This window comes from Aminobacter sp. MSH1, from assembly GCF_003071665.1.
GTDB lineage: Bacteria > Pseudomonadota > Alphaproteobacteria > Rhizobiales > Rhizobiaceae > Aminobacter > Aminobacter niigataensis.
Window position 1 is genome coordinate 4,789,343 of sequence record NZ_CP026265.1, and the last position, 22,080, is coordinate 4,811,422.

Here is a 22,080-nt window from a genome sequence, read left to right on the forward strand (position 1 = left end):
TTCGTCTTCCAGATCCCGGATACGCCGACTTACGGCGGACTCACGAATATTCAGTGCCTTAGCCGCACCCCGAAAGCTGCCGCGCTCGGCGGCGGCAACAACATATCGAAGATGGCGTAGTTCTATCTTGGGGTTCCGCGCCATGGCCGCCTGCGCCCTAGTCTCAATATACTGCCAAGGACGGCCGAGATTGCTTCAGACAACTCCAAAGGAGCTTCCACCAACCCTAAAACGGCCAGCGCGCTCTGCCCCGCATGTGAAGGCCTGACCATGGAAATTCTGCCCCATTGACAACGATGGCTCAAACCATAGCGCCATGCCGAACACTTGACAAGTTACGGTCGTTACATTTATTCTGAACGCATGATGCAGAACTCCTGGCTCCTCCTCACCTATAAGGTCCCCCCCGAACCCGCGGCAAAACGCATCGCCGTTTGGCGAAAGTTGAAGGGCATGGGTGCGGTGTATCTCCAGAATGGCGTGTGCCTTCTGCCAAAGAGCGATGATCACGTGCGGCGATTAAGGGTCGTCGAGAACGATGTAGCCGAGATTGGCGGCGAGGCCGTGCTCTTGGAGACCGTTGGCCTCGACCCTGCTCAAGAACAAAAAGTCATCGACCGTTTCACCGCCGACCGCGACGAGGCCTATCGCGAGTTCATTGGAAAGTGCGCAGACTTCGAGGCTGAAATCGCGAAGGAAACAGCGGCTGAGCACTTCACCTACGCCGAGCTTGAGGAAAACGATGAGGATCTTGAGAAGCTCAAAGGTTGGCTCGCGAAAATTCGGAAGCTCGACTTCTACAACGCCCCTCTCTCCGCCGATGCCGACAAGCGCCTCAATCACTGCACGGCTCTCCTGGAAGCCTATGCAAAGCGCGTATTCGAGGCTCAAGAAGAAAACCGGCCCGGTGCTTCGACACGCCAAAATCCGAATGACAAGACATGAAGATCGATACCTCAAGTCTCCGTCGCGCTGTCCTGATCGTCGCGCTCCTGAACCTCGCCTACTTCGGCGTCGAGTTTACTGTCGCGCTCACTATCGGTTCTGCGTCTCTCCTGGCTGATAGTGCCGATTTCTTCGAAGACGCAGCCGTCAATTTCCTGATCGTTGCTGCGCTCGGATGGAGCGCCACGCGGCGGGCGCAGGTCGGCATGTTGCTTTCGGCGATCCTGCTCGCACCGGCTGTCGCCTTCGTGTGGGTGGTCTGGCAGAAGGTCAACGTTCCGGTACCACCCGAAGCGGTGCCCCTTACGATCACGGGTGGGGGCGCCCTTATCATCAACTTGTTTTGCGCCTTCCTGCTGGCGCGTCATCGTCATCATAGCGGCAGCCTGACCAAGGCGGCGTTCCTCTCAGCGCGCAATGATGCACTTGCGAACGTCGCGATCATCGCAGCCGGAATCGTGACGCTCTACCTGCATTCTGCGTGGCCGGACATCATTGTCGGTTTCGGTATCGCCTGCATGAACCTTGATGCGGCGCGTGCCGTCTGGACAGCCGCGCGCGACGAACATCGCCTGGCCAAGGCCGAAGCCTGAAAGGACCCCGCCATGGTTCGCATCATGACGTACAATACACTGTTCGGCGGCTTCGACGGTGACAATGGCCAACGGTTCGATTTGCAGGTGGAGATCATCCGCGACGCCGATCCAGATGTGCTTCTTGTGCAGGAATGGAAAGGCTATCTCGCAGACGGAGCAAAGCGCCTGTTCGAGGCGGAACGCCGTCTCGGCCGGCGCGCGCTCGTCGCCGCGGCCCGCGTCACCGGGCAGAACACGGCGATCCTCTTAAAGCCCGGTATCGAGCCGATCAGCTTCGAGCAGGATGCGGATCATTTTCACCATGCCGCCGCCATCGCGGAACTGCGTGTGCCGGGTCTCGACAAGCCGCTGACAGCCATCAGCGTGCATCTATGCCCGAACGGCCCACATGTCCGGCTGCGCGAGGCGAGCTATCTGGTCAACCATGCCATCGACGACGCCTACGTGATCATCGGCGGCGACTACAATTCGGTCTCGCCGCATGATGCGGAGCCTGCACTCAGTGAGCTTCCCGCACGCTTCCGCGCCCGCTATGCCGGCGAGGATGGCAAGGCCGATGTTCGGACTCTCTCGTCTCTCGAAGCGGCAGGTTTCAACGACATCGGCTTCAAACTCGGTGGCCATCAGATGCCGACAGTTCCGGGCGCGGCCTTTCAAGGCAGCGAATTCGTGCCTTTCCGTTGCGACTATCTGCTGGCGACCGCCGCGTTGGCGGATCAGGCATCCAATTATCGAGTTCTACATGATGATCGCGCTGGCCAGGCCTCGGATCACTATCCGATTATCTGCGATGTTGGGTGACGTCGCTGCGGCCACCAGCAGGTCGATTATCTGCCTTGGTGTCGCGGCCATTCTCGGAAACGATATCGCCGCCATCAGCCATTTATTCAACGGAATTGCCGACCAGATATCTATCCTTATCGCCCTGTATACCGTGCCTGAATTCGCTCTCCTTTGCCTTTTGTGTAGTGCTTGGCAAGGCCTTCCCGGAAGGCCAGAAAGATCCAGGTCATTAATTGGTATACTGAGTCCGATGAATAGGTGTTCGGCGACGCGACGGAAGCGCTTCGCGATAGAGCAACGCTGACGTTAGCGGTCCCATCCCACCCTCTCATTGGCGATCATTTGAGAAAAATTCGGAGGATTTATTCACGAGCCTGAAATCCAAGCCACGGCTCGAGCGCCTCGAACGTCCGGTCCATGGCGTAGGCCGAGCTCAGGGGAAGTGAGATGTGCCCGTAGCGGATGGAGATCTGTGCTTCCGCGGCAGCTTCGCCAAGTTTGGCCACGGCGGCGACGTAAAGCGCGGCAGCCAAGCCGCTGCGGTCGGCGCCAGCCTTGCAGTGAATGAGCACCGGCTTCTCGGCCTGTTCAAGAATCCCGATGAGGTCGCCCGCCTCCGCCTGCGTGAGTTCGCGCCTCGCCGACATGCGGAAATCGACATGGGTGATGCCGAGCTGCTTGGCCTCAGCAATCTCCGCGTCGTACCACGGCGAGCCGGTGTTCTCTCCACGTAGATTGACGATCGTCTTGACGCCATACATCTTCTGGTAACTGGCGATATCGGCTGCCGTCGGCTGCGCCGATCGGTAGAGTTCGTTCGCGACGACCGGATGGAAATTGCCCGTGAGCTGAAGCGCTCCGAAATACCCGCCGACGGAAAGAGCTAGGACCAACACGACGCCGCCGATCGTCCGCGCCGCTTTTCCGGCACGGCTGCGTGCCCGAATGATCGCCTTCATGACGCGCTCCGACTTCTTGCTTCGCGAACGGCCGCCTCGACGAGGATCGCGAGACAACCAAGGAGGAGCACACATCCGCCCAGGAGCGGTTCGACTCGCAGAGCGATGACCAGGCCGGCCACGACTGCCACAAGCGCCAGGGTTGCCGTGGTGAGCCTTGCATCGGCGAGGAACATGCCAAGGAGCTCCTTGGCGACTTCAATGATGATGCTCATCGTGCGATCTCCACGGCTGGACGCCGAAGCGCGGATGTGGTGGCGAGGCCCACGCCGAGAAACAAAGCGGCAAAGGCGACCAAGGCGATATCCTGGCCCGGCCAATCGATGCCGAGTCCCTCTCCCGTCCAGAACACACCGAAGGCGGACAACATGACGCCGACGCCGAATTTCAGCGTGTTCTCCGGGACCTTCGCGAGCGGCTTGTGGACGATGATGCCGATGGCGAGGATGGCAAGGCAGGCTGCCAAGGCGCCGAGTGCGGCCGGCCATAACAGGCCGCGGCCGGCGCCCACCGCGATGACGATGAACACGACCTCAAGCCCTTCCAGCAAGACCGCCTTGAAGGCGGTCAGGCCAGCGATCCAATCAAGCGACGCGCGTCGTTGACCAGTAGCCCCTGCCAATTGGGCCGACTCGGATGCGAAAATGGCGTCCTCATCATGCAGCGGGATAATGCCCGCCGCCCGGAGGATCGCCTTACGAAGCCATCCCATCCCGAACAAGAGGAGGAGCACACCGATGACGAGTTGAAGGAGATGAAGGGGAACCTGATCGAGCAGCGGGCCAAGTAGGACGATCAGCATGCCGAGCACAGCAAGAGCCGCGACGGTGCCGAGAGCTGCCGGCCGCCATCCGCGTAGGGTGCCGACCGCCAGGACGATCGTGAACGCCTCGACCACCTCGACGAGCGAAGCGAGGAAGGCCGCGCCGATGGCCGGCGCGGCTATGCTCCATGTTGCTGGATCCATTGCCAGTCTCCCAAAAGTCAGCGTTGTAGCGTTTGCAACTATGTGATACTAGATTGGTAGTAAACGCGACAAGAGTCAAGGAGGGCCAGGGACGATGGCACTGACGTTCGACGAGAGAATTGCAGACCGCTTCGAGCGGATGAGCCCAGCCGAGCAGCGGGTCGTGCTATTCTTTCAGGAGAATCGCGAGCAGGTCCTCATCGCTTCCGCAGCGGCGCTGGCAGCGAAGGCGGAGACCAGCGATGCCACGATCGTGCGCGCGACCAAGGCACTCGGCTTCTCTGGTCTCGAAGACTTGCGCCAGACGCTTGCCAACGAACTGCGCAGTTCACTCTCGCCGGCCGAGCGGCTGACGCGAACCCTCGGAGAGGTCGGCACAAGCCTGGCTGCCGCATTCGAGATGACCCTGGAGATCCATCTCCAGTCCCTAGAGAGCCTCCGCCGCACTATTACACCCGAACAGTTCGAGAAAGCGGTAGGCAGCATCGTCGGGGCTCAGCGCATACTCGTCTTCGGCATCGGACCGTCCAGCGCCATGGCCGCCTATCTAGTTATCCAACTCGCGCGCTTCGGTCTGGACGCCGCGAGCCTGACGAATACGGGCCTTCTCTTCGCCGACGACCTTCAGAAGCTGCGCAAGGGCGACCTCGTTATCATCCTGGCCTACGGGCGGGTCTATGCAGAGCTGGCCGTACTCCTCGACGAAATCGACCGTCGCGGGGTGGGATCGCTGCTCCTGACGGACACGCTCGCGGCCAAGCTACGACACCGGGTCGATCTGGTCCTTCCCGTGGCGCGGGGGCGGGCCGATATGCTGAGCATGCATACGGCCACCCTCGGCCTCATCGAAACACTCCTGGTTGGCGTCGCGACCCAGAGAACCACCGACACTCTCGCAAGCCTCAACGAGCTGAATGAAACGCGGAAAAGGCTCGCGGGCAAGGCGATGAGCCTGCCGGTGCCCAACGGCGATCGCTAGGACATCAGCAAGCGGAGTCGTCGCCCATGAGAAAGAGCCGCATGGACGCTCTGCATCGGCCGGGTGCGGATCGCGCGGTCGGCAAGACAACCGGTTCGAGCGCGTGCTTCCGACGCGCGGACCGCGAACTTGTCCTCCACACATGGAGCTGCCGCTCGCCAACTAGGTGCGCAGACCGTGGCCCTACTGCTCTTACGAGCTTGATCCGAGAGGCGGCTCGGTCTCGCCCATTCGCATTTTGGACATCGTAGGGCTTCAAATTATAGGAGTTCTAAATTGGAGACGCCCGATGATCAGGCCTGCCGCTTACTCACATGCTCAGAAGGTCCTTCACTGGGCACTCTTCGTCCTCGTGAGCGGGCTCTATCTACTGACTTATGCGGAAGGATTGTTCCCCCGTGGCGACCCGGGTCGCGCATGGGTGTGGTGGCTTCATATTTCGTTCGGCCTGCTGCTCGCTGCCTTCGTGCTGGCCCGCCTTATCGTTCGGCTGGCGGTCGGGGTGCCGGAACCTGATGCTGTCGCCAATCGGTGGGAGACAAGGCTTGCCTCCCTCGTGCACGGTTTGCTCTATGCTTTGCTGATCGCGCTGCCTATCGCTGGCATCATCCTCACCTGGGCGCGGGGCGACTCGCTTAGCTTTTTCGGGATATTCACAATCCCCGCACCATTCGCAGCCGACCGCCCGTTCGCGCAGCAGGTCCAGGAGATCCATGCATTCCTGGCGAATGCCATCATCATCCTGGCGGCGTTCCATGCCGTGGCAGCGCTCTGGCACCATTTCATCCGACGGGACGGGTGCTGCGCCGCATGCTTCCCGGCTCAATAGGCTGAGAAACTATCGCCCCGAGGTTATCGGCGCGATGCGCCTGACCATGAAGGCGCGCGGGCAGGAGGATAGCGGCGACGGCCTGGGCTGAGTTTGAGCCAACCTGCTGCAGGATCATCCGCTCTGATCCCCCCATCGCTTGGTCATAACGGACCAATTGCCTCCGACAGGTTGAAGGACGGAAATGAACTAGGGGAGCCGCATGACGGAAGCTTGTACTCAGGGCGTCGACACCGGCTTCGTGGCGTTGGGCTATGCCAAAGTCGCTCTGCTGGGCGTGGTGCAGGGGATCACTGAACTGTTACCGATCTCTTCAACGGCGCACATGAGGATCGTCCCTGCGGTTCTAGGGTGGCAGGATCCCGGCTCCGCCTTTTCAGCCGCCATGCAGCTCGCAGCGCTGGCTGCCGTCATCAGCTATTTTTGGGGTGACGTGAGCCAGTTAGCGGCGAACTCGCTGCGCGCCCTCGCGCATCGAGATTTCCATGACCGCTCCTTGCGCTTCTCCGTTTGGATCATCCTTGCGACGATCCCGATCGGCGTGGCAGGACTCTTCTTGGCGCGATCGCTAAACGCCTGCGGTTCTGAGCTTCGCAGCCTCACCGTGATCGGCTGGGCCTGCGTCGTCATGGCCATCTTCCTGGCGATCGCGGAGATTTACGCCCGCCACAAACGAACGCTCGAAGATGTATCGCTTATCGATGCAATGATCGTCGGCATCGCGCAAATCGGCGCCCTGATTCCGGGCGTGTCGCGCTCGGGCTCCACCTTAACCGCGGCGCTCGCGCTCGGCCTGAAGCGAGAAGAGGCAGCGCGCTTTTCGTTCCTCCTTGGATTACCGGCAATCGCCCTCGCCGGAATTAAAGAGCTGTGGGAACTCCACAATGTTCAGTTGTCACTCGACGGCTGGTCCATTCTTGTTGTCGGGCTCCTGACAGCCTCTGTTTCGGCCTTTTTGGCGATATGGGGATTGATGCGCGTGCTCGAGCGTTTCTCGGCTTGGCCCTTCGTGATCTATCGAGGCCTGCTCGGTGCCATCCTTCTCTTTGCAGTAGCGTCAGACTGGCTCACGTGACCTGTCACGCGAAGCCTCACACGACGTCCGCCTTGACCTCCTCGCCGAAGATGCCCTCGTAAAGATCAAGCCCGTAGCTCGTCGGAAGCGGTGGGCCCTCCGCGAGCTTGAAACTGCGCTCGCCCGTGGCGCTGCGGCCGGCCCGCAAGAAGAGAAAGCGCGGATCCTGCTGCCGTTCGAGGCCATCGGCCAGCTCGAACATATGCGTGACGAAGAAGACCTTCACGTTCTTCTCCAGCAAGGCGCGAACAATCTCGCACGCAATCTGCGATCCTTCCCGCTCATTGGTCGATGCAAAGGATTCGTTGAAGAGAATGAGGCCGTGCGGACTGATGACGTCGACGAGGCCGGACATGCGGGCCAGTTCCTCGTCGAACTTGCCGCTGCGCATGCTGGTATCCTCCTCCCGCTTGTAGTGGGTGAAGACGCCGCTAACGATCTCCGCCGAATAGGCCGCCGCGGCCACGAACATGCCGGCCTGCATCATGAGCTGGGCTAGGCCCACGCTACGCAGGAAGGTTGACTTGCCGCCCTGATTCGCCCCCGTGATTACAGTGAGCTGCCACCCTTCGCCCGCAATGTCGTTGCCGACGATGCGGCGCTTGAGGCCGAGGGCCAGGCATGCGTCATAGAGATCGGTGGAGCAGAAGCGCCTGCAACCAATCTCGGCCGGCAGCGGTAGGCTCGTCGGCGCGCCGTATCGCGCGAGCGTATCATGGAGATTGAGGCATCCGGTGTAGAACGCCAACTCTGTGCGCAGCAAACGAAAGAAGCTCAGCATATGATCCACCGCCTCGGCTACGGCAACCGCGGCAAGTGCAAGGCCGCGGTCCCGCAGCTCGGAGAACGCGCGCGCGCCGGCTTCGTCGCGCGGATGGAGGCGGAGCACGTGGCCTTCGGGCTGGGGATCGAACAGGCGCGCCAGCCATCCCTTCGGCTGCGCGAGCCTGCGCAGCACGTAGTGCTTGCCCTTGTTGCCGGTCCCGAGCTCTACGCTCATCAGAATGCCACGCGGGAACTTGAGGCGCTCGATATGATCCACGAGCCGGGCGAAGTAATCGTCACCTAACTCTCGCCGCAGCATGGCGAACAGCGTTGAAAACCCGTCCGAACGGAAAGCCGCAGCGCTTTGATCGACCAAGGCACGCAGCCTTCTCAGCACGCTCAGGAACATCTCGAGCACTTCGACCGAGCGCCGCAGTACGGCTTCGGGAGAGTCCCTGAAGAGGCCGACATGGATTTTCTTCTCGCGCTCCAGCGCTTCGACCGTGATCGCGTAGATCGCGCGAACGGTTGCGGCTTCCCGCAGGCAGTCGCTCAGGATGGCTTGGCGGTAGAGGATCTCGTCGGCCGTCACCGGCGCGGCTGTGAGGATCACCTTGCGGGCCACATCGGAGACGAACGAATCGCCCGCCGCCATCGCAGAAAGGAGCGTAGAAAGTTCGAGGTCCTGCGACAGCGCCGCCTCGTTGATCCAGAGCTTCGCCGCGGCGTCGAAATCGTGGGTCTTGTAGAGAAGGAGCGCTCTCATGAGGCAAGCCGCTCCCTGATGTCGACATAGGTCAGATGATATTTCTGCGCGATGGCGACGGCGTAGGCCCGCCCGTCGGGGGGCTTTCGCACGATCTTGTAGGTCCGCGAGGCCGGATCGCGGGGCACAACCGTACTCGCGGCGCTGACCGTTTTCTGGCCTAATGTTGCGAGTTCGTCGATAAAGGTGACGCAGACACAGAGCGCGTCCAGGTCGATGATCTTCCGTAGCACCTTGCGGCCGAGAATGATCGCGTCGCGCAATGCGGTTGAGGTGAAAATCTCATTCATGATCACAACGCTTCGCGGCGTCGCATCCCGCAGGATGTCGTGCATGCGCACGAGATCGTCTTGCAGCTTGCCGCGCAGGTCGTGGATGCTCTCCTCGCGTTCGAAATGGGTGAAAATGCGGTCGAAGAGGAACACCTGCGCCGCCTTGCCCGGCACCGGGCAGCCCAGGCTCGCCAAAAAATGCAACTGGCCGAACGCGCGGGCGAAGGTGGTCTTGCCGCCCTGGTTTGGGCCGGAGACGACGAAAATCCGTTCGGCTCCGTCGAGATGGAAGTCGTTGCCGACGATCGGCTGGTTCTCTCCGACCAGTTTGATCGCCAGTGCGAGATCGAACGTCTCCTCGCAGCGCACCGATTTGCTATCGCTCAATACCTCAGGATAGCAGAACGGAAGTCCAGCGACGGCCATTCGCTCCATCTGGTCGACGTAAGCGAGATAGAACTGGATCTCGCGGTCAAACGCCAAGATGCGGGCATCCGCGTAGTCCGCGTTTCGCTCCGCATAGGCGAGAAGCTCGTGAAACATCTTCGGATAGAGCAGCGCTACACGATCGAGGATCCCTGCCTCGATATGGTTCATCTCCGCATAGTCGGGCAGCTTAAATGCTTGGGCCGAGACGTCGCCGACGCGGAAACGCTGGAACGTCTCTTCCACGTCTTCCGTATAGTCCGCTTCCGGCCCGCGCCGCCGCACCGCGATGCTCGCGTCGCGGATCAGAAGGTCGTAGCGAACCGCCGCCAGGCCGGCCTTCAGAAGCCGCGCTTCCTTGACAAGGGAACGGAACGGCGGCGAAGCCGTGATCGACTGCAAGTAGCCGAGAAGGGCATTGAGCCCGCGCGAGGCGGGCCTGTCGGCCGCGAGCCCATCGCAAAGGTCTTGCGTAGCCTCGCAGTAGATTTCGACGGCATCGGCAAACCAGCGCGCCTTTTGATAACGATAGTGCAGCTTGGCGGCTAAGGTGGCCGTCTCACGCATCCTGACCATGCGCGCGCCGAACGCCCTGACCAGGTCTCCGGTCGATCTCCGAGCGACGTCACGCATCACCTCCTGGCGATAAGCGATGGCGTCGAGTGCATCGAGCGGCGTTTGGAAGAACGGCTTGAGGTCATAGGCATCGCGGCCGGCGGTGAGCGTCGCCACGATCTGATCGAGGTTCAGATCGCGAAAATAGTCCGGCTCCCGTGCCAGATAGTGGGGAAGCCCATCGGCCGATCCAGGATGAAGAATGCTGAAGAAGCTCATCACGCGGCCCCTTCCGCGCGACGAAGCGTCTTCCTCGCTCCACGTGAGCGATCGGCGACCGAGCAAGATTTATTGGATAGCGTTTGCACGACGAACTCCTTCATGCCGTGAACGGCAAATTGAAGGAGTCATCAGCCCCAAGGGCGGTTCAAGGCGAACTCCATCGCCTCGCTTAGAGATAGGGGACGAGCGATTTTATTTCAATGGCGTCGGTATAGGCGGATCGGTCAACGTCGATGTGAGCAGAACCTTCGGCGAATTGACAACAATGCACGCGAATTCGTATAAGTCTTTCCAAGGCAATGGATTCTGCCAGGCCGCCGTGGCCGAACCGCTTCGATAGCGAAGCTGATGACTCCTACTCAAGCGCTCATGGCGCGAAGGAGTAGAGTCATGCCTATCTCATCGTTCATATTCCGTTTGATATGCAGTGCGCTCGCCTTTGCCGGTCAGCTCATCTCGCCAGCTCCTGTCCAGAAACAGCAACGGGCGTGGGCCGGAGCTTTCGCATGGTTCCCCGTGCTGCCGAGCGATGAGCGAGACTTCTTCTGGTTGGAAGCCATCTGGCGCCGACGGCACCCCGTGACGATGCGATGGGAGTATCGATCATTCCGCACCGACACCGCAAAGTTGCGCGAAGCCGCCAGTCTGGCTGATAGGCCGCCGCTGATTCATTGAAACCCCATCGCAATCGCCTGAAGCGGCGGTTCGCATGGTCGATCCGCCGACGCTTTTGAAGAAGGACCCAGACCATGCATGATTCCAGCACTTTGCGTGCCGCCCATAAGGAGAGTTTTAAGGAACACCTCAAGGAGAGCAAGAAATGGGGCGATTTCTGTTCAATCGTCTCGACCTTTCTTGTCATCGGCTTGATGACAATGACCGCCTATCTCGGCCAATCGGAACATGTCGAGCTGGCAACACAGGTCGGCATGTATCTGACAATGGTGGGCGTCATCATCGTCATCTGCATCTGGCAAGCTGCTGCCGTCGTCGCCGCCGCAGTCCGGGTTTCGCAATCCCGAAATGACATGTAGCGATCACATGAGTGGAGTAGCCGATGGCCTGCATGTTCCCGTTCGGAAGGAACATCTTCACCAGAGGCCTTCCGAAGCCGGCGACGGATGTCGGCGGACGGATCCATTGGTCCAGTCCCCTCGTCTATCCCGCAGGGCATCAAGCCGATGCCGGCGTGCCGCCTCCGCTTCAAGCCGCAACTGGGCCATGGCCTCGGCCTCATCGATGATATCGAAACCCAGCAGCGCCTCGAATAGATCCTCGAGCGTCACGATGCCGACAGCCTCCTTCTTCGTCACGACAGCGCCGATCGACTCGCGAGCCTCAAGGAGGCTCTCGATGGCGCGACTCATGCCATGGAACTGGCTGCGCCAACCGGACGGGTTCTCTCCATCGCCCTCAAGGTTCTGGCCCCGTGTCTGCTGGTGACACGGATTGTGACCCGCTGGATGACGGGGAAGGACGATGCCGGGCTGACGCGGCTGGGACTTGCACGACTGATCGCCTATGCGCCGGCGCAGGACACGCTCACGCCGGGGGATTCGGAGGTGCTGGCGCATATCCTGTTTGCCGATCGGGTGACGCTCGCGGAGATCCGTACGCCGATCGATCCGGTCGGATCGGCGGATGCGGATGCACCGGCGTCAACCCTTCTGGAACGCGAGGATATCGCCGCCTCCGCGCGTATGCCGCGCTACTAAGGAATCGAGCGGCATATCCTCACCTATGTGAACCAGCGGTCTGTGTTGCGGGCCCTGCTGAAGGGGCCGATGCGGAACGGGCTCTTTCGACCTTCAGCCATGCGCTCCTCCAGATCCCGGAAGAATCGAGCATCGGAAGCGCGTCGCCGATCCGCTTCTGCTTGATCGCGATCAATTTGCCGACGCCGCGCTCCGCGCAGCGCTCGAATAGTGTGATCGTCCGCGTGCTGAAATGGACCGTCTCCAGGATTGAGCAGATACAGCTCGGGATGATCGAAAACAGTGCCCAGAAAACGAGAGCATCTCAGTCAGCCTGGTCTCCAGCGATAAAGGGGGAGGAGAACAATGCCTGCGTGCCCAGTTGCCGTTCGATCCACAACAGCCGGTTATATTTGGCGATACGCTCGCTACGGCTGAGCGAGCCGGTCTTGATCTGCCCCGTCCCGAAAGCGACGGCGAAATCCGCGATGAAGGAATCTTCGGTCTCGCCCGAGCGGTGGGACACCACCGAGCGCCAGCCGGCGGTACGCGCCAGCTCGATCGCCGCCACCGTCTCGGTCACGGTGCCGATCTGGTTGAGCTTGATCAGCACCGCATTCGTCGCCTTGCGGCGGATGCCCTCGGCGATGAATTTCGGATTGGTCACATAGTTGTCGTCGCCGACGATCTGGATGCGATCGCCGATCGCCGCCGTCTGCGCGACATAGCCGTCCCAATCGGCTTCGTCGAAGCCGTCCTCGATCGAGACGATCGGATAGGTCTTCACCCAGCGCGCATAGAGGTCGAGCAGGGCTTCCCGATCCAGCCGCTCACCGGAAGCCAGGTCGTAGGCTCCATCCGAAAAGAACGATGACGCCGCCGGATCGAGCGCGATCGCAACATCCTTGCCCGGAGTGAAGCCCGCCCGCTCGATCGCTTCGACGATCAACTCGCAGGCCTCCTCGTCGCTTTCGAGATCGGGAGCAAAGCCGCCCTCGTCGCCCACGGCCGTCGGAAGTCCACGGCGCTCAAGTTCCCGTTTCAAGGCCCTGAACGTCTCGACGCCGTAGCGCAACGCCTCGCTGAAGCTGGGTGCGCCGTGCGGGACGATCATGAACTCTTGGAAGGCGAGCCTGTTGCCCGCGTGCTTGCCTCCGTTGATGACGTTCATCATCGGAATGGGGAGACGTCGCGCCGTCGCACCGCCCAGATAGGCGTAGAGCGGCAGGCCTACAGAGTTGGCGGCCGCGCGGGCGACAGCCATGGAAACGCCGAGAATGGCATTGGCGCCGAGCTTCGATTTCCCAGGCGTTCCATCCGCCTCGATCAGCAGTGCGTCGATGGCGGCTTGCTTGGTCGCATCCTCCCCCAAAACCCGTTCGGACAATATCGTTCGAACATTCTCGACGGCCTTGCGCACCCCGAGGCCGCCAAATCGGGTCGGATCGCCATCGCGCAACTCGACCGCTTCATTCTTTCCGGTAGAGGCGCCAGACGGCACACGCGCTACACCGACGCTGCCATTTCTCAAGGCGACCTCGACCTCCACGGTCGGGTTGCCGCGAGAATCGAGGATCTCCAGAGCGTCGACATGGGCAATTTCGTTGGGCATGAGCAATCTCCAATCGATAGAACGCGTACGTCACTGGCCGCGGTCGTGGCGGACGGGCGAGAGCGATCATCATGGAGTGCTTGGGGGTACGTCCGGACATGGCTCTACCGTTGCGCCTAACGGTAGGAGTCATCAGCCGGCCAGCATGCAATGGGGGACCCCATCCCCATTAGCGAGTGTGCGCGCCGCTGGAACAAAGGTCAATCAGAGCGTTGACGATCGTCGTGCAAATAACTACAAATAAAGAGCTATCGTCAGCTTGGCGATCGCAGGGAATGGGGTCTCCCGAAACCGCCATCAGGCTGATGACTCCTGCCAATCGCCCCCTTCCGGGGGCCTCAAGGGCGCGTTGCGTCCGATGGCAGGAGAGATGGTGCGCTTCGAAGATCATTCACATCCAAATGGTGGATTGCTGCTCCTCGCACGCCACGGCGAGAGCGAAGGCAATGCGCGCAACATTTTTACCGGACGCCTCGACCTGCCGCTGACGAAACGCGGCAGGCGGGAGGCGCTGGACATTGCCGCCTCACTTCGGAAATCAGCGATCACTCTCGATATCGCCTTTTCTTCGGTGCTGCAGCGCGCGCGGGAGACAGCGGAAATCATCATCGCCTCGCTCGGGCGAGATATTCAGTTGATCAGCAACCTCGCCCTCAACGAACGCGACTACGGGATTCTGACCGGCCATCACAAGGATTTGCCCGTGCAGGGTGTCGAGGCCCAACAGGTCAGGCGCTGGCGGCGATCCTTCACGGGCCGTCCATCGGATGGTGAAAGCCTGATGGACACCCAAATCCGGGTTGGCGCGTATTACGACAGTTCCATCACACCGCAGCTTGTCGACGGTCGCAGCGTGCTCGTCGTCGCGCACGGCAACAGCCTGCGCGCCCTGATCAAGAAGCTCGAGTATCTCACGGCATCGGAAATCGAGGGACTCGAAATCGGGACCGGCGAGATCATCGCCTTTGAGACCTGCCGTGGTGCCGTATCCAAAAGGCTTCCCGACATCAACCCAACCGAACGATCAAGGATCTTTACTCTATGACGCACATCCTGCTGACCCGACACGGCCATGTCGAGGGAATTACGCCACCGCGCTTTCGCGGACGGCATGACCTGCCACTCACCGCCGCCGGCCGCGAGCAAGCACGACGGCTGGGAGCGTTTCTCGCCTCGCGCCCGAAACTAGACGCGATCTACACCAGTCCGCTCTCGCGTGCTGTCGATACCGGTGTCGCGGTTGCAGTCGCCACGAACGTGAAGGCGACGGCGCTGACGGAACTCGCAGATATCGATTATGGCGACTGGACCGGTAAAATGCATGAAGAGGTCGAGCGGAGTGATCCGCAGCGCTATGCGCGATGGTGGATACAGCCCCATCTGGTGCGGCCGCCTAACGGCGACTCCCTGCAGGATCTGGTCGCGCGTACGGCCGAGGCGGTGCGCGAAATCATCACCCGCCATCCCGATGGGCGCGTCGTTCTCGTCGGCCACGACAGTACCAATCGAGCATTGCTTCTAACATTGCTCGATCTTCCGCTCTCCGCCTTTTGGCGATTCGAACAATCGCCGTGCAACCTCACGGACATCGAGGTGACATCACGGGGGATTCGCGTTCACAGCATCAATGAAACCCTGCACCTGCAAGATCCCACGCTCCAGATCGCGGGCGATCAGCAGAGATCAACGGAGCATCCACTATGATGCAGACTACTTTTTGGGTTGCCCTCGGGGGCGCAATCGGCACTGTCACGCGATACTGGATCGCCTTGTGGATGGCGTCGCTTAGTCGGGACCTGCCTTGGGGCACCATACTGATCAACGTCACAGGGTCGTTTGCCATTTCGTTTTTCGGCACGATGACCGTCGAGCATGGCCGCTACCCGGTTCCGGAACTTTGGCGCGTCGCCTTCATGGTCGGAATCTGCGGCGGCTTTACGACGTTCTCCTCGTTCAGTCTCCAGACGCTCGAATTAGTCCGTGCGGGCGCCCCGCTGCGCGCTTTGCTCAATATCGGTCTCTCAGTCGTGCTTTGCCTCGTCGCCGTATCGCTCGGCTATCTCGCCGCCGAACACCTCAATGGCGGCGTCCAACAGGTCGCTGAAGCGCAAATCGAGGAGGATGCAGGATGACGAATGACATCGAGCTGAGCGCCAACACGATCCTTGCGGTTCTCGCGGAGCGCCACGGTGCGCGTGCGTGCCTTGATGCGGCCGCCGCCGCCGCATCGGCGCTGGATCATCCAACCATCACCGGTCTTCATGTTCGGGTCGATCCCATGCGGGATATTCTTCCGACCGAGGAGATGCTCTTGCCCACCCAAGAGCGGGCCATGGAGATCGAGGCCATCGAGGAAGGCAGAGCCCTGCGCGATGTCTTCTCGACCTGGATCGCGGGTCTCGATGCCCACGTAGAGACAACCTGGCTCGATATCGCCGACGGCGTCGATGACGAAGTCAAGGCGCTCGGAACTCAAGCCGTGCTCAACGTCATGGCGAACATCACACCGGGCAGCCGAGGTCACGCCCGGTCGGCTTTCCATGCCTGCCTCTTCAAGACGCACAGGCCATTCCTTGTCGTTCCCTCCGACTATGTCTCCCGCAAACTCAGCCGGATTCTCATCGGTTGGAAGGACACGCCGCCGGGCCGGCGCGTCCTCGATGCTGCACTGCCCTGGCTGCGCCAAGCTGACGCGGTGCATCTGATCTGCATCGGCCGTCCCGACCCTCTCGAACTGACATGGGCCAAGGAGCATCTGGCTGACCATGAGATTGCGGCCGACGGAGCCCATGTCGAACGACGTGAGGACGTCCCAGTCGGTGTTCAGCTACTCGACGAGGCCCGGCAGTTCGGAGCCGACTGGCTCGTGACCGGTGCCTACTGGCACACCGAATACGCCGAGTGGATTTTTGGAGGAGTAACGGAAGCGTTGCTGGGGCGCGCAACGCTTCCGCTCTTCATGAGCCACTAAGTTCAGCCGACACGCAGTTCGTCGTTGTCCGCCTGCGGCTCATTCAGAGTTGTCTCGACAAGCGCATCGCCCTTCTCGTCGACGCTCCAATGCTCAAGGTGCTTGAAGATGATGACCTTGTTGTAGAGCAGCGCCCCGTGCCGGCGCACGAAGGTCTCCAGGTCCGCCCGATGGCCGATGATCTCGACGCACACCGTCAGTTCCGGGTTGCTGATCTCGCTGGAATGGTTCTCGACGCGACCATGGTTGCTGTAGCCATAATGCGTGTGATGGGCGACGGCGTTCATCATGCCTTCCTTCTTCGCTTCCAGAACCAGCTCCCGATAGAGCAGGCGCGAACTCCATAGTGCACGCGCGCCCTTGCTGGGCATCTTGTCGCGGGGCTTCAGGTAGATCCGCACCATACCGACATCACTCGCCGTCAAAATATGAGTAGAATTCACGTCGTTGTCCTTTTGAGAGAGGAGGAAAGGCTCGGCTGCTCGCGGCTTGCGCTTGCGGCGTTCGAGCAGGTTGGCGACCGGCGCGGGCCGGCCGATCTCGCGGACGTCGCGCAGTGAGACATCCGGGGGGATGAAGCCGAAGTCTGTCTTCGGCACGCCCAGCCGCTGCGACAGATAGATGCCGGAGTGGCCGCTAAAGGCGTAGGCGATGAAACAAGCCGTCGCGATGTAGACAGTGTTCTCTGCGCCAAACAGTTCGATGCCCATGATCGTACAGGCGAGAGGGGTGTTGGACGCACCGGCGAACACCGCCACGAAGCCGAGACCGGCGAGGAGATCGACCGGGGCCCCGAGCAAATGGGCAAGCGCGTTGCCGAGCGCCGCACCGATGAAGAAGAGTGGGGTGACTTCGCCACCCTTGAAGCCGGCGCTTAGGGTCACGACCGTGAACACGAACTTCCACAGCCAGCTCCAGCCATCCACGCGTGTAGGATCGAAGAAGCCCGCGATGGTCGGATCGCCGGGATTGGCCGACCATACGCCGAGGCCGAGATAGGCGCGCGTGCCGACGGCGTAGACAAGTCCGATAATGAGAAGTCCCCCGAGCACGGGCCGCAAGGGAGCGAAGGGCAGCAGCTTCTTCATGACGGATTGTACGCCGTGGGAGGCTTCTGCGAAGAGCTGGCTGATCAGCCCGAACGCAATGCCCGCCAAGGCCACCTTGGCGAATAGTAAGATATCGAGGTGAAAGCCCGGCAGGTCGGCGCCGAACGTGATGCGGTAATGAGTGTGTCCAACTCCCCAGAGCTGGCACACCCAGTCACCCGTCACCGCAGCGATCAGGCAGGGGATCAGCGCCTCGTACTGAATGCGCCCGACGGTGAGCACTTCCAGCGCGAAAACTGCGCCGGCGATGGGCGTGCCGAAGACCGCGCCGAAGCCGGCGGCGATGCCGGCCATAAGCATCAGTCGCACTTCGTCGCTGTCGAGCCGCAAGGCCTTCCCGAAGGCGCTCGCAAGGCTGCCCCCAAGCTGCACCGCGGTCCCTTCGCGGCCCGCCGATCCGCCGAACAGATGCGTGATGATCGTGGACAGGAAAATGAGTGGCGCCATCCGTAGTGGGACGCCCGCGCCAGGCTCATGGATCTGCTCGACGATCAGGTTGTTGCCGCCCTCTGTCGACCGGCCGAACCAATGATAGACGAGCCCCACGGCAAGACCCGCCAGAGGGAGTCCGAAAAGTAGCCACGGGAAGTCAAAGCGGGCCCGGGTCGCCTCGTCCAACGCCCAGAGGAACAGCGCGCAGAGCGATCCGACGGCCGACGCCATCGGAACGACGAACATTAGCCAGCGCGCGAGGACGGCCAACTGAGTTAGACGACTTTGTATAGTGCCAAACGACATTCCAGGCTCCGATTGCAGGCGGAGCCGCTAGAACTGTCAGCAATCCATGGGATGCGTCAGGCCACGACTCCACTCCTGCGAAAAACGCAGTGAGTAGGAGTCATCAGCCTGCGGGGAGGCGGTTCGACCCAGATGGGTCAGGCAGATTCCATTGCCGGCTCGATTCTTACCGCGTCGCAGCACCGAATGTCAATATCGCGTTGCAGCATGCAGTCATAATCGGACGACACTCCATCGCGGTTCAGCGGCCGGTAGGTGCGGCAGAGCGTCACCGTCCGATCTGCACGCCACAGCGCGATATTTCCCGCCTGGTCAACGTGAAGACTTCATCTTTCTAGATCTATCGCTTTCTATCTCCTCAATCCAAATCGAGAGGAGATGCAACATGAGCGCTACGATGAACACACCCATCAGAAGAACAATCAGACGGCAGCAGTTACGCGAGATGGTGCCGCTGGCTGACAGCACGATTTACGAGATGGAGCAGCGGGGAGAATTTCCGCGACGCTTCGCTTTGACCCCACGATGCGTGGTTTGGGATCTGGGCGAGGTTCAGGCATGGCTTGCGGCCCGTCGCTCGAAACCAATTCTCCGTGCGCCCGGCCCCGACGTGAAACAACGCCGAGCCCGTCCGGTCAAAGCGCCGGATCGGGCTGCAAGATCGGCATCGACGGGGGGATGAGCGTTGGCACGTACTTCCTGCCATCGACCCAGGCGTCCAAGATATCCGACCACTCTTGCATCATGTGTCGACGCTGCACCTCATATTCGGCTTTGTTATAAACGCCACGGGACGAGCGCCCGTCCTCATGCGCCAGACACTTTTCGATCCAGTCGCTGTTGAAGCCGAGTTCGTTCAGTAGAGTCGAACCTGTCCGCCGCAGGTCGTGGACCGTAAACGGCTCCAGGGGCAAACCTTCCGCTTTCGCCCGTTCGACGACTGCGTAGGTCACGCGGTTGAAGGTGGCGCGCGACATCGGAGCATCTGCGTCGTACCGCGAAGGCAGAAGGTATCTTGAATTGCCTGCACAGGTCTTCAGCGCGATCATGATGTCGAGCACTTGGCGCGACAGGTAGACGTTATGCGCCTTCGAGCGCTTCATGCGCTCCTTCGGGATCGTCCAGACTGCATTCTCGAAATCGACTTCGTCCCACACTGCGTCCTGCAGCTCGCTCTTGCGCACCATCGTGAGGAGGTAGAGCCGCATTCCCAATCGGATCGTGGGAAGTGTGGCGATGTGCTCGAGCTGCTTCAACATCACTCGAATTTCAGAGGGCGAAAGCGAGCGATCCTTCGGTACGAAGGTGGCGATCGATGCCGGCCCCACTTCGTCGGCCGGGTTGGCTACCTTCTCGCCGTGCAGGATCGCGAATCCGTAGATCTGCTTCAGGATGTCTCGCACGTGGATAGCCGTCGCCGGAGCACCGCGTTCAACGATGCTGCCGCAGTGGGCTCTTAGATCGTCCGGCGTGATCTCCGTCAGGAGACGATTGCGCCAGACCGGCAGAAGCTCGCGCTCGAAGATGGAACGCCGCATGGCGCGCGTGCTGTCGGCCATCGGCGCGGCGGTGAGCCACTTCTCCCCGAACTCGCCAAAACTCTTCGCCTCTTTCAGACGCCGCTTGTCGCGCTGCTTCTCTATCGCCGGCGATCGTCCTTCGCCAATGGCACGCCTCGCGTCGAGGCACTTCTCTCGGGCCCGGGCAAGCGAGATTCCGTCGCGTCCATACCTGCCCAGATAGACGGTCTCCCGACGGCCGTTGAGCCTGTAATCCAGGCGAAACGAGATCGCGCCACTGGGCATGACGCGAACATACATGCCGTCGCGGTCCGCAATCTTGTAGATTTTCTCTTTTGGCTTCAATGCCTTGAGGGCGACATCCGTCAGCATCCTTACTGCCTCCTGAAAAGTACCGTCAGCACAATTTGGAGGGTTCGTGGCAGATAATTTCTTTTATCTTCAATGGCTTAAAGAATAATAAGTACCGTCACGAGCCTCATTGACCGTGACGGTACTTTGAAAAACTCGCCCAAGCAATATACGGGAGGTCCGTCAGGAAGGCCGCCAGAGCCAAACTCTGCGTACCGATAGCTACTGACTGCTATAGAAGGAATTTATTTTTATTTTCAATGGCTTGTTTCGTATCCTAGCGTAGTTACGGATACGTCCGGATGGGCCAAAATCATTCCCACTCGATGGTGCCGGGCGGCTTCGACGTCACGTCGTAGACGACGCGGTTGATGCCGCGGACCTCGTTGATGATACGGGTGGCGGCGGCGCCGAGGAAATTCATGTCGTAGTGGTAGAAGTCGGCGGTCATGCCGTCGACCGACGTCACCGCGCGCAGGGCGCAAACGAACTCGTAGGTGCGGCCGTCGCCCATGACGCCGACGGTCTGGACCGGCAGCAGCACGGCGAAGGCCTGCCAGATGGCATCGTAGAGGCCGGCCTTGCGGATCTCGTCGAGATAGATGGCGTCGGCCTGGCGCAGGATTTCGAGCTTTTCGCGGGTGATGCCGCCGGGGCAGCGGATGGCGAGGCCGGGTCCGGGGAACGGATGGCGGCCGATGAAGCTGTCGGGCAGGCCGAGTTCCTTGCCAAGCACGCGGACCTCGTCCTTGAACAGCTCGCGCAGCGGCTCGACCAGCTTCATGTTCATGCGGTCGGGCAGGCCGCCGACATTGTGGTGCGACTTGATGGTAACCGAAGGGCCGCCGGTGAAGGACACGCTTTCGATGACGTCGGGATAGAGCGTGCCCTGGGCGAGGAAATCGGCGCCGCCGAGCTTCTTGGCCTCTTCCTCGAATACCTCGATGAACAGGCGGCCGATGGTCTTGCGCTTCTTTTCCGGGTCAGACTCGCCTTCGAGCGCGTCGATGAAGCGATCGGCGGCATCGACCAGGATCAGCGGCAAATTGTAATGCTCGCGGAACATGGCGACGACGTCGGCCGCCTCGTTCTTCCGCATCAGGCCATGGTCGACGAGGATGCAGGTGAGCTGGTCGCCGACCGCCTCGTGGATGAGCAGTGCCGCGACCGAGGAATCGACGCCGCCCGAAAGCGCGCAGATGACCTTCTTGTCGCCGACCTGCTTGCGGATCGCCTCGACCGCATGCTCGCGGTAGGCGCGCATGGTCCAGTCGCTCTCGATGCCGGCGATCTTGTGGACGAAATTGCGCAGCAGCTTGGCCCCGTCGGGGGTGTGTACCACTTCGGGGTGGAACTGCACGGCATAGAACTTGCGGGCCTCGTCGGCGATGGCGGCAAAGGGTGCGCCGTTGGAGGTGCCGATGACGCGGAAGCCGGCGGGGATGGCAGTGACGCGGTCGCCATGGCTCATCCACACCTGATGGCGAGTACCCTTGGCCCAGACGCCGTCGAACAAAGCACTTTCGTCTTCGATCTCGAGATAGGCGCGGCCGAATTCGCGATGGTGGCCGGCTTCGACCTTGCCGCCGAGCTGGGCGCACATGGTCTGCTCGCCGTAGCAGATGCCGAGCACCGGGATGCCGGCCTCGAAGACGGCGTCAGGAGCGCGCGGGCTGCCGATGTCGACCGTGGAGTGCGGGCTGCCCGAGAGGATCACCGCCTTGGGGCTGATCCGCTTGAAGGCCTCGGCGGCCGACTGGAAGGGAACGATCTCGGAATAGACCCCGGCCTCGCGGACGCGACGCGCGATGAGCTGCGTCACCTGGCTGCCGAAGTCGATGATGAGGACGGTTTCGGGGTGCTCGGAGTTCTTCATGGCGGGCGTT

The 22,080-nt window shown here is 61.2% G+C and carries 24 protein-coding genes, 1 pseudogene and 5 riboswitches; of the genes and pseudogenes, 14 read left to right on the top strand and 11 right to left on the bottom strand.

The annotated features are described in order from the left end of the window. A pseudogene (locus tag CO731_RS29410) lies at positions 1-144 on the bottom strand (LysR family transcriptional regulator); the annotation flags it as partial. A 219-nt stretch (positions 145-363) separates the two neighbouring features. On the opposite strand from CO731_RS29410, the gene CO731_RS23585 reads away from it, so the two are divergent. The 3 genes from CO731_RS23585 to CO731_RS23595 are packed head-to-tail and all read left to right on the top strand — an operon-like array spanning position 364 to position 2,342. Next, the gene (locus tag CO731_RS23585) at positions 364-945 is read left to right on the top strand and encodes a Chromate resistance protein ChrB (RefSeq protein ID WP_108609077.1); all 582 of its coding nucleotides are present in this window, start codon (positions 364-366) and stop codon (positions 943-945) included. After that, positions 942-1,538: a cation transporter gene (locus tag CO731_RS23590; protein ID WP_108609078.1), complete on the top strand. Its 597-nt coding sequence runs from the start codon at positions 942-944 to the stop codon at positions 1,536-1,538. The genes CO731_RS23585 and CO731_RS23590 overlap by 4 nt, the downstream gene beginning before the upstream one ends. Positions 1,539-1,550: 12 nt before the next feature. Next, positions 1,551-2,342: an endonuclease/exonuclease/phosphatase family protein gene (locus CO731_RS23595; RefSeq protein WP_108609079.1), complete on the top strand. Its 792-nt coding sequence runs from the start codon at positions 1,551-1,553 to the stop codon at positions 2,340-2,342. 344 nt (positions 2,343-2,686) lie between these two features. Here the strand turns inward: CO731_RS23595 and CO731_RS23600 are convergent, their stop codons facing one another. Genes CO731_RS23600 through CO731_RS23610 form a run of 3 tightly spaced genes read right to left on the bottom strand, consistent with a single transcriptional unit; the run spans position 2,687 to position 4,250 of the window. Further along, positions 2,687-3,283 carry a tyrosine-protein phosphatase gene (locus CO731_RS23600; protein ID WP_108609080.1) on the bottom strand — a complete coding sequence of 199 codons (597 nt, stop codon included), beginning with the start codon at positions 3,281-3,283 and terminating at the stop codon, positions 2,687-2,689. Continuing rightward, positions 3,280-3,498: a hypothetical protein gene (locus CO731_RS23605; RefSeq protein ID WP_108609081.1), complete on the bottom strand. Its 219-nt coding sequence runs from the start codon at positions 3,496-3,498 to the stop codon at positions 3,280-3,282. Before CO731_RS23605 ends, CO731_RS23600 begins: the two co-directional genes overlap by 4 nt. Beyond that, entirely contained in the window at positions 3,495-4,250 is a 756-nt protein-coding gene (locus CO731_RS23610; RefSeq protein ID WP_108609082.1) for a TMEM165/GDT1 family protein, read from the bottom strand. The genes CO731_RS23605 and CO731_RS23610 overlap by 4 nt, the downstream gene beginning before the upstream one ends. Before the next feature lie 94 nt (positions 4,251-4,344). On the opposite strand from CO731_RS23610, the gene CO731_RS23615 reads away from it, so the two are divergent. The 3 genes from CO731_RS23615 (at position 4,345) to uppP (ending at position 7,133) form a co-directional block, all read left to right on the top strand. After that, on the top strand, positions 4,345-5,229 hold the full coding sequence (locus CO731_RS23615; RefSeq protein WP_108609083.1) for a MurR/RpiR family transcriptional regulator: 885 nt from the start codon (positions 4,345-4,347) through the stop codon (positions 5,227-5,229). Positions 5,230-5,518: 289 nt separating this feature from the next. Next, on the top strand, positions 5,519-6,058 hold the full coding sequence (locus CO731_RS23620; protein WP_108609084.1) for a cytochrome b: 540 nt from the start codon (positions 5,519-5,521) through the stop codon (positions 6,056-6,058). Positions 6,059-6,260: 202 nt separating this feature from the next. Beyond that, a complete protein-coding gene (gene uppP / locus CO731_RS23625; protein WP_108609085.1) occupies positions 6,261-7,133 on the top strand; it encodes an undecaprenyl-diphosphatase UppP in 873 nt (290 codons plus the stop codon). 16 nt (positions 7,134-7,149) lie between these two features. Here uppP and CO731_RS23630 read toward each other — a convergent pair whose 3' ends face one another. Both CO731_RS23630 and CO731_RS23635 read right to left on the bottom strand, forming a co-directional pair. Then, complete coding sequence (locus CO731_RS23630) at positions 7,150-8,664, bottom strand: DNA mismatch repair protein MutS (protein WP_108609086.1); 1,515 nt, start codon at positions 8,662-8,664, stop codon at positions 7,150-7,152. Then, positions 8,661-10,196 carry a DNA mismatch repair protein MutS gene (locus tag CO731_RS23635; protein ID WP_108609087.1) on the bottom strand — a complete coding sequence of 512 codons (1,536 nt, stop codon included), beginning with the start codon at positions 10,194-10,196 and terminating at the stop codon, positions 8,661-8,663. Before CO731_RS23635 ends, CO731_RS23630 begins: the two co-directional genes overlap by 4 nt. A 115-nt stretch (positions 10,197-10,311) precedes the next feature. Next, positions 10,312-10,373, bottom strand: a riboswitch (Fluoride riboswitch). Positions 10,374-10,485: 112 nt separating this feature from the next. After that, a riboswitch (Fluoride riboswitch) is annotated at positions 10,486-10,564 on the top strand. A 25-nt stretch (positions 10,565-10,589) separates the two neighbouring features. Between CO731_RS23635 and CO731_RS23640 the strand changes: the two genes are divergently transcribed. Continuing rightward, the gene (locus CO731_RS23640; protein ID WP_245439502.1) at positions 10,590-10,874 is read left to right on the top strand and encodes a hypothetical protein; all 285 of its coding nucleotides are present in this window, start codon (positions 10,590-10,592) and stop codon (positions 10,872-10,874) included. 74 nt (positions 10,875-10,948) lie between these two features. Continuing rightward, entirely contained in the window at positions 10,949-11,233 is a 285-nt protein-coding gene (locus CO731_RS23645) for a hypothetical protein (RefSeq protein ID WP_108609088.1), read from the top strand. Positions 11,234-11,290: 57 nt separating this feature from the next. On the opposite strand, the gene CO731_RS23650 is transcribed toward CO731_RS23645, so the two are convergent. Further along, complete coding sequence (locus CO731_RS23650; RefSeq protein WP_108609089.1) at positions 11,291-11,566, bottom strand: hypothetical protein; 276 nt, start codon at positions 11,564-11,566, stop codon at positions 11,291-11,293. 3 nt (positions 11,567-11,569) lie between these two features. Between CO731_RS23650 and CO731_RS23655 the strand changes: the two genes are divergently transcribed. Beyond that, a complete protein-coding gene (locus tag CO731_RS23655; protein WP_108609090.1) occupies positions 11,570-11,914 on the top strand; it encodes a hypothetical protein in 345 nt (114 codons plus the stop codon). Between the two features lie 304 nt (positions 11,915-12,218). Here CO731_RS23655 and eno read toward each other — a convergent pair whose 3' ends face one another. Next, positions 12,219-13,505, bottom strand: a complete 1,287-nt coding sequence (gene eno, locus CO731_RS23660) for a phosphopyruvate hydratase (RefSeq protein ID WP_108609091.1) — start codon at positions 13,503-13,505, stop codon at positions 12,219-12,221. 116 nt (positions 13,506-13,621) lie between these two features. After that, positions 13,622-13,682: riboswitch (Fluoride riboswitch) on the bottom strand. Between the two features lie 85 nt (positions 13,683-13,767). Further along, positions 13,768-13,827, top strand: a riboswitch (Fluoride riboswitch). Between the two features lie 48 nt (positions 13,828-13,875). Between eno and CO731_RS23665 the strand changes: the two genes are divergently transcribed. From CO731_RS23665 to CO731_RS23680, 4 genes are read left to right on the top strand one after another with little or no spacing between them, the layout of a single operon-like run. Beyond that, positions 13,876-14,550, top strand: coding sequence for a 2,3-bisphosphoglycerate-dependent phosphoglycerate mutase (locus tag CO731_RS23665; protein ID WP_108609092.1), 675 nt, complete (start codon positions 13,876-13,878; stop codon positions 14,548-14,550). Then, complete coding sequence (locus CO731_RS23670; protein WP_108609093.1) at positions 14,547-15,209, top strand: histidine phosphatase family protein; 663 nt, start codon at positions 14,547-14,549, stop codon at positions 15,207-15,209. Before CO731_RS23665 ends, CO731_RS23670 begins: the two co-directional genes overlap by 4 nt. Then, positions 15,209-15,637 carry a fluoride efflux transporter CrcB gene (crcB, locus tag CO731_RS23675; protein ID WP_108610019.1) on the top strand — a complete coding sequence of 143 codons (429 nt, stop codon included), beginning with the start codon at positions 15,209-15,211 and terminating at the stop codon, positions 15,635-15,637. Before CO731_RS23670 ends, crcB begins: the two co-directional genes overlap by 1 nt. Further along, entirely contained in the window at positions 15,634-16,476 is an 843-nt protein-coding gene (locus CO731_RS23680) for a universal stress protein (RefSeq protein ID WP_108609094.1), read from the top strand. The genes crcB and CO731_RS23680 overlap by 4 nt, the downstream gene beginning before the upstream one ends. Positions 16,477-16,478: 2 nt before the next feature. Here CO731_RS23680 and CO731_RS23685 read toward each other — a convergent pair whose 3' ends face one another. Next, entirely contained in the window at positions 16,479-18,323 is a 1,845-nt protein-coding gene (locus CO731_RS23685; RefSeq protein WP_108609095.1) for a DUF190 domain-containing protein, read from the bottom strand. An 87-nt stretch (positions 18,324-18,410) separates the two neighbouring features. Beyond that, a riboswitch (Fluoride riboswitch) is annotated at positions 18,411-18,488 on the bottom strand. A 220-nt stretch (positions 18,489-18,708) separates the two neighbouring features. Between CO731_RS23685 and CO731_RS23690 the strand changes: the two genes are divergently transcribed. Then, entirely contained in the window at positions 18,709-19,005 is a 297-nt protein-coding gene (locus CO731_RS23690; protein WP_108609096.1) for an AlpA family phage regulatory protein, read from the top strand. Here CO731_RS23690 and CO731_RS23695 read toward each other — a convergent pair. After that, entirely contained in the window at positions 18,959-20,215 is a 1,257-nt protein-coding gene (locus CO731_RS23695) for a site-specific integrase (RefSeq protein WP_108609097.1), read from the bottom strand. The two genes, CO731_RS23690 and CO731_RS23695, sit on opposite strands and share 47 nt — an antisense overlap. A gap of 292 nt (positions 20,216-20,507) precedes the next feature. Continuing rightward, positions 20,508-22,070, bottom strand: coding sequence for a glutamine-hydrolyzing GMP synthase (guaA, locus tag CO731_RS23700; protein WP_108609098.1), 1,563 nt, complete (start codon positions 22,068-22,070; stop codon positions 20,508-20,510). Positions 22,071-22,080: the final 10 nt, after the last annotated feature.

Coding starts and splice junctions, on each gene's coding strand:
- guaA (WP_108609098.1), bottom strand. CDS start 22,070: ATGAAGAACTCCGAGCACCCCGAAACCGTCCTCATCATCGACTTCGGC.
- CO731_RS23655 (WP_108609090.1), top strand. CDS start 11,570: ATGGAACTGGCTGCGCCAACCGGACGGGTTCTCTCCATCGCCCTCAAG.
- CO731_RS23630 (WP_108609086.1), bottom strand. CDS start 8,664: ATGAGAGCGCTCCTTCTCTACAAGACCCACGATTTCGACGCCGCGGCG.
- crcB (WP_108610019.1), top strand. CDS start 15,209: ATGCAGACTACTTTTTGGGTTGCCCTCGGGGGCGCAATCGGCACTGTC.
- eno (WP_108609091.1), bottom strand. CDS start 13,505: ATGCCCAACGAAATTGCCCATGTCGACGCTCTGGAGATCCTCGATTCT.
- CO731_RS23595 (WP_108609079.1), top strand. CDS start 1,551: ATGGTTCGCATCATGACGTACAATACACTGTTCGGCGGCTTCGACGGT.
- CO731_RS23670 (WP_108609093.1), top strand. CDS start 14,547: ATGACGCACATCCTGCTGACCCGACACGGCCATGTCGAGGGAATTACG.
- CO731_RS23605 (WP_108609081.1), bottom strand. CDS start 3,498: ATGAGCATCATCATTGAAGTCGCCAAGGAGCTCCTTGGCATGTTCCTC.
- CO731_RS23680 (WP_108609094.1), top strand. CDS start 15,634: ATGACGAATGACATCGAGCTGAGCGCCAACACGATCCTTGCGGTTCTC.
- CO731_RS23695 (WP_108609097.1), bottom strand. CDS start 20,215: ATGCTGACGGATGTCGCCCTCAAGGCATTGAAGCCAAAAGAGAAAATC.
- CO731_RS23650 (WP_108609089.1), bottom strand. CDS start 11,566: ATGAGTCGCGCCATCGAGAGCCTCCTTGAGGCTCGCGAGTCGATCGGC.
- CO731_RS23620 (WP_108609084.1), top strand. CDS start 5,519: ATGATCAGGCCTGCCGCTTACTCACATGCTCAGAAGGTCCTTCACTGG.
- CO731_RS23685 (WP_108609095.1), bottom strand. CDS start 18,323: ATGTCGTTTGGCACTATACAAAGTCGTCTAACTCAGTTGGCCGTCCTC.
- CO731_RS23640 (WP_245439502.1), top strand. CDS start 10,590: ATGCCTATCTCATCGTTCATATTCCGTTTGATATGCAGTGCGCTCGCC.
- CO731_RS23610 (WP_108609082.1), bottom strand. CDS start 4,250: ATGGATCCAGCAACATGGAGCATAGCCGCGCCGGCCATCGGCGCGGCC.
- CO731_RS23665 (WP_108609092.1), top strand. CDS start 13,876: ATGGTGCGCTTCGAAGATCATTCACATCCAAATGGTGGATTGCTGCTC.
- CO731_RS23615 (WP_108609083.1), top strand. CDS start 4,345: ATGGCACTGACGTTCGACGAGAGAATTGCAGACCGCTTCGAGCGGATG.
- CO731_RS23635 (WP_108609087.1), bottom strand. CDS start 10,196: ATGAGCTTCTTCAGCATTCTTCATCCTGGATCGGCCGATGGGCTTCCC.
- CO731_RS23585 (WP_108609077.1), top strand. CDS start 364: ATGATGCAGAACTCCTGGCTCCTCCTCACCTATAAGGTCCCCCCCGAA.
- CO731_RS23590 (WP_108609078.1), top strand. CDS start 942: ATGAAGATCGATACCTCAAGTCTCCGTCGCGCTGTCCTGATCGTCGCG.
- uppP (WP_108609085.1), top strand. CDS start 6,261: ATGACGGAAGCTTGTACTCAGGGCGTCGACACCGGCTTCGTGGCGTTG.
- CO731_RS23645 (WP_108609088.1), top strand. CDS start 10,949: ATGCATGATTCCAGCACTTTGCGTGCCGCCCATAAGGAGAGTTTTAAG.
- CO731_RS23600 (WP_108609080.1), bottom strand. CDS start 3,283: ATGAAGGCGATCATTCGGGCACGCAGCCGTGCCGGAAAAGCGGCGCGG.
- CO731_RS23690 (WP_108609096.1), top strand. CDS start 18,709: ATGAGCGCTACGATGAACACACCCATCAGAAGAACAATCAGACGGCAG.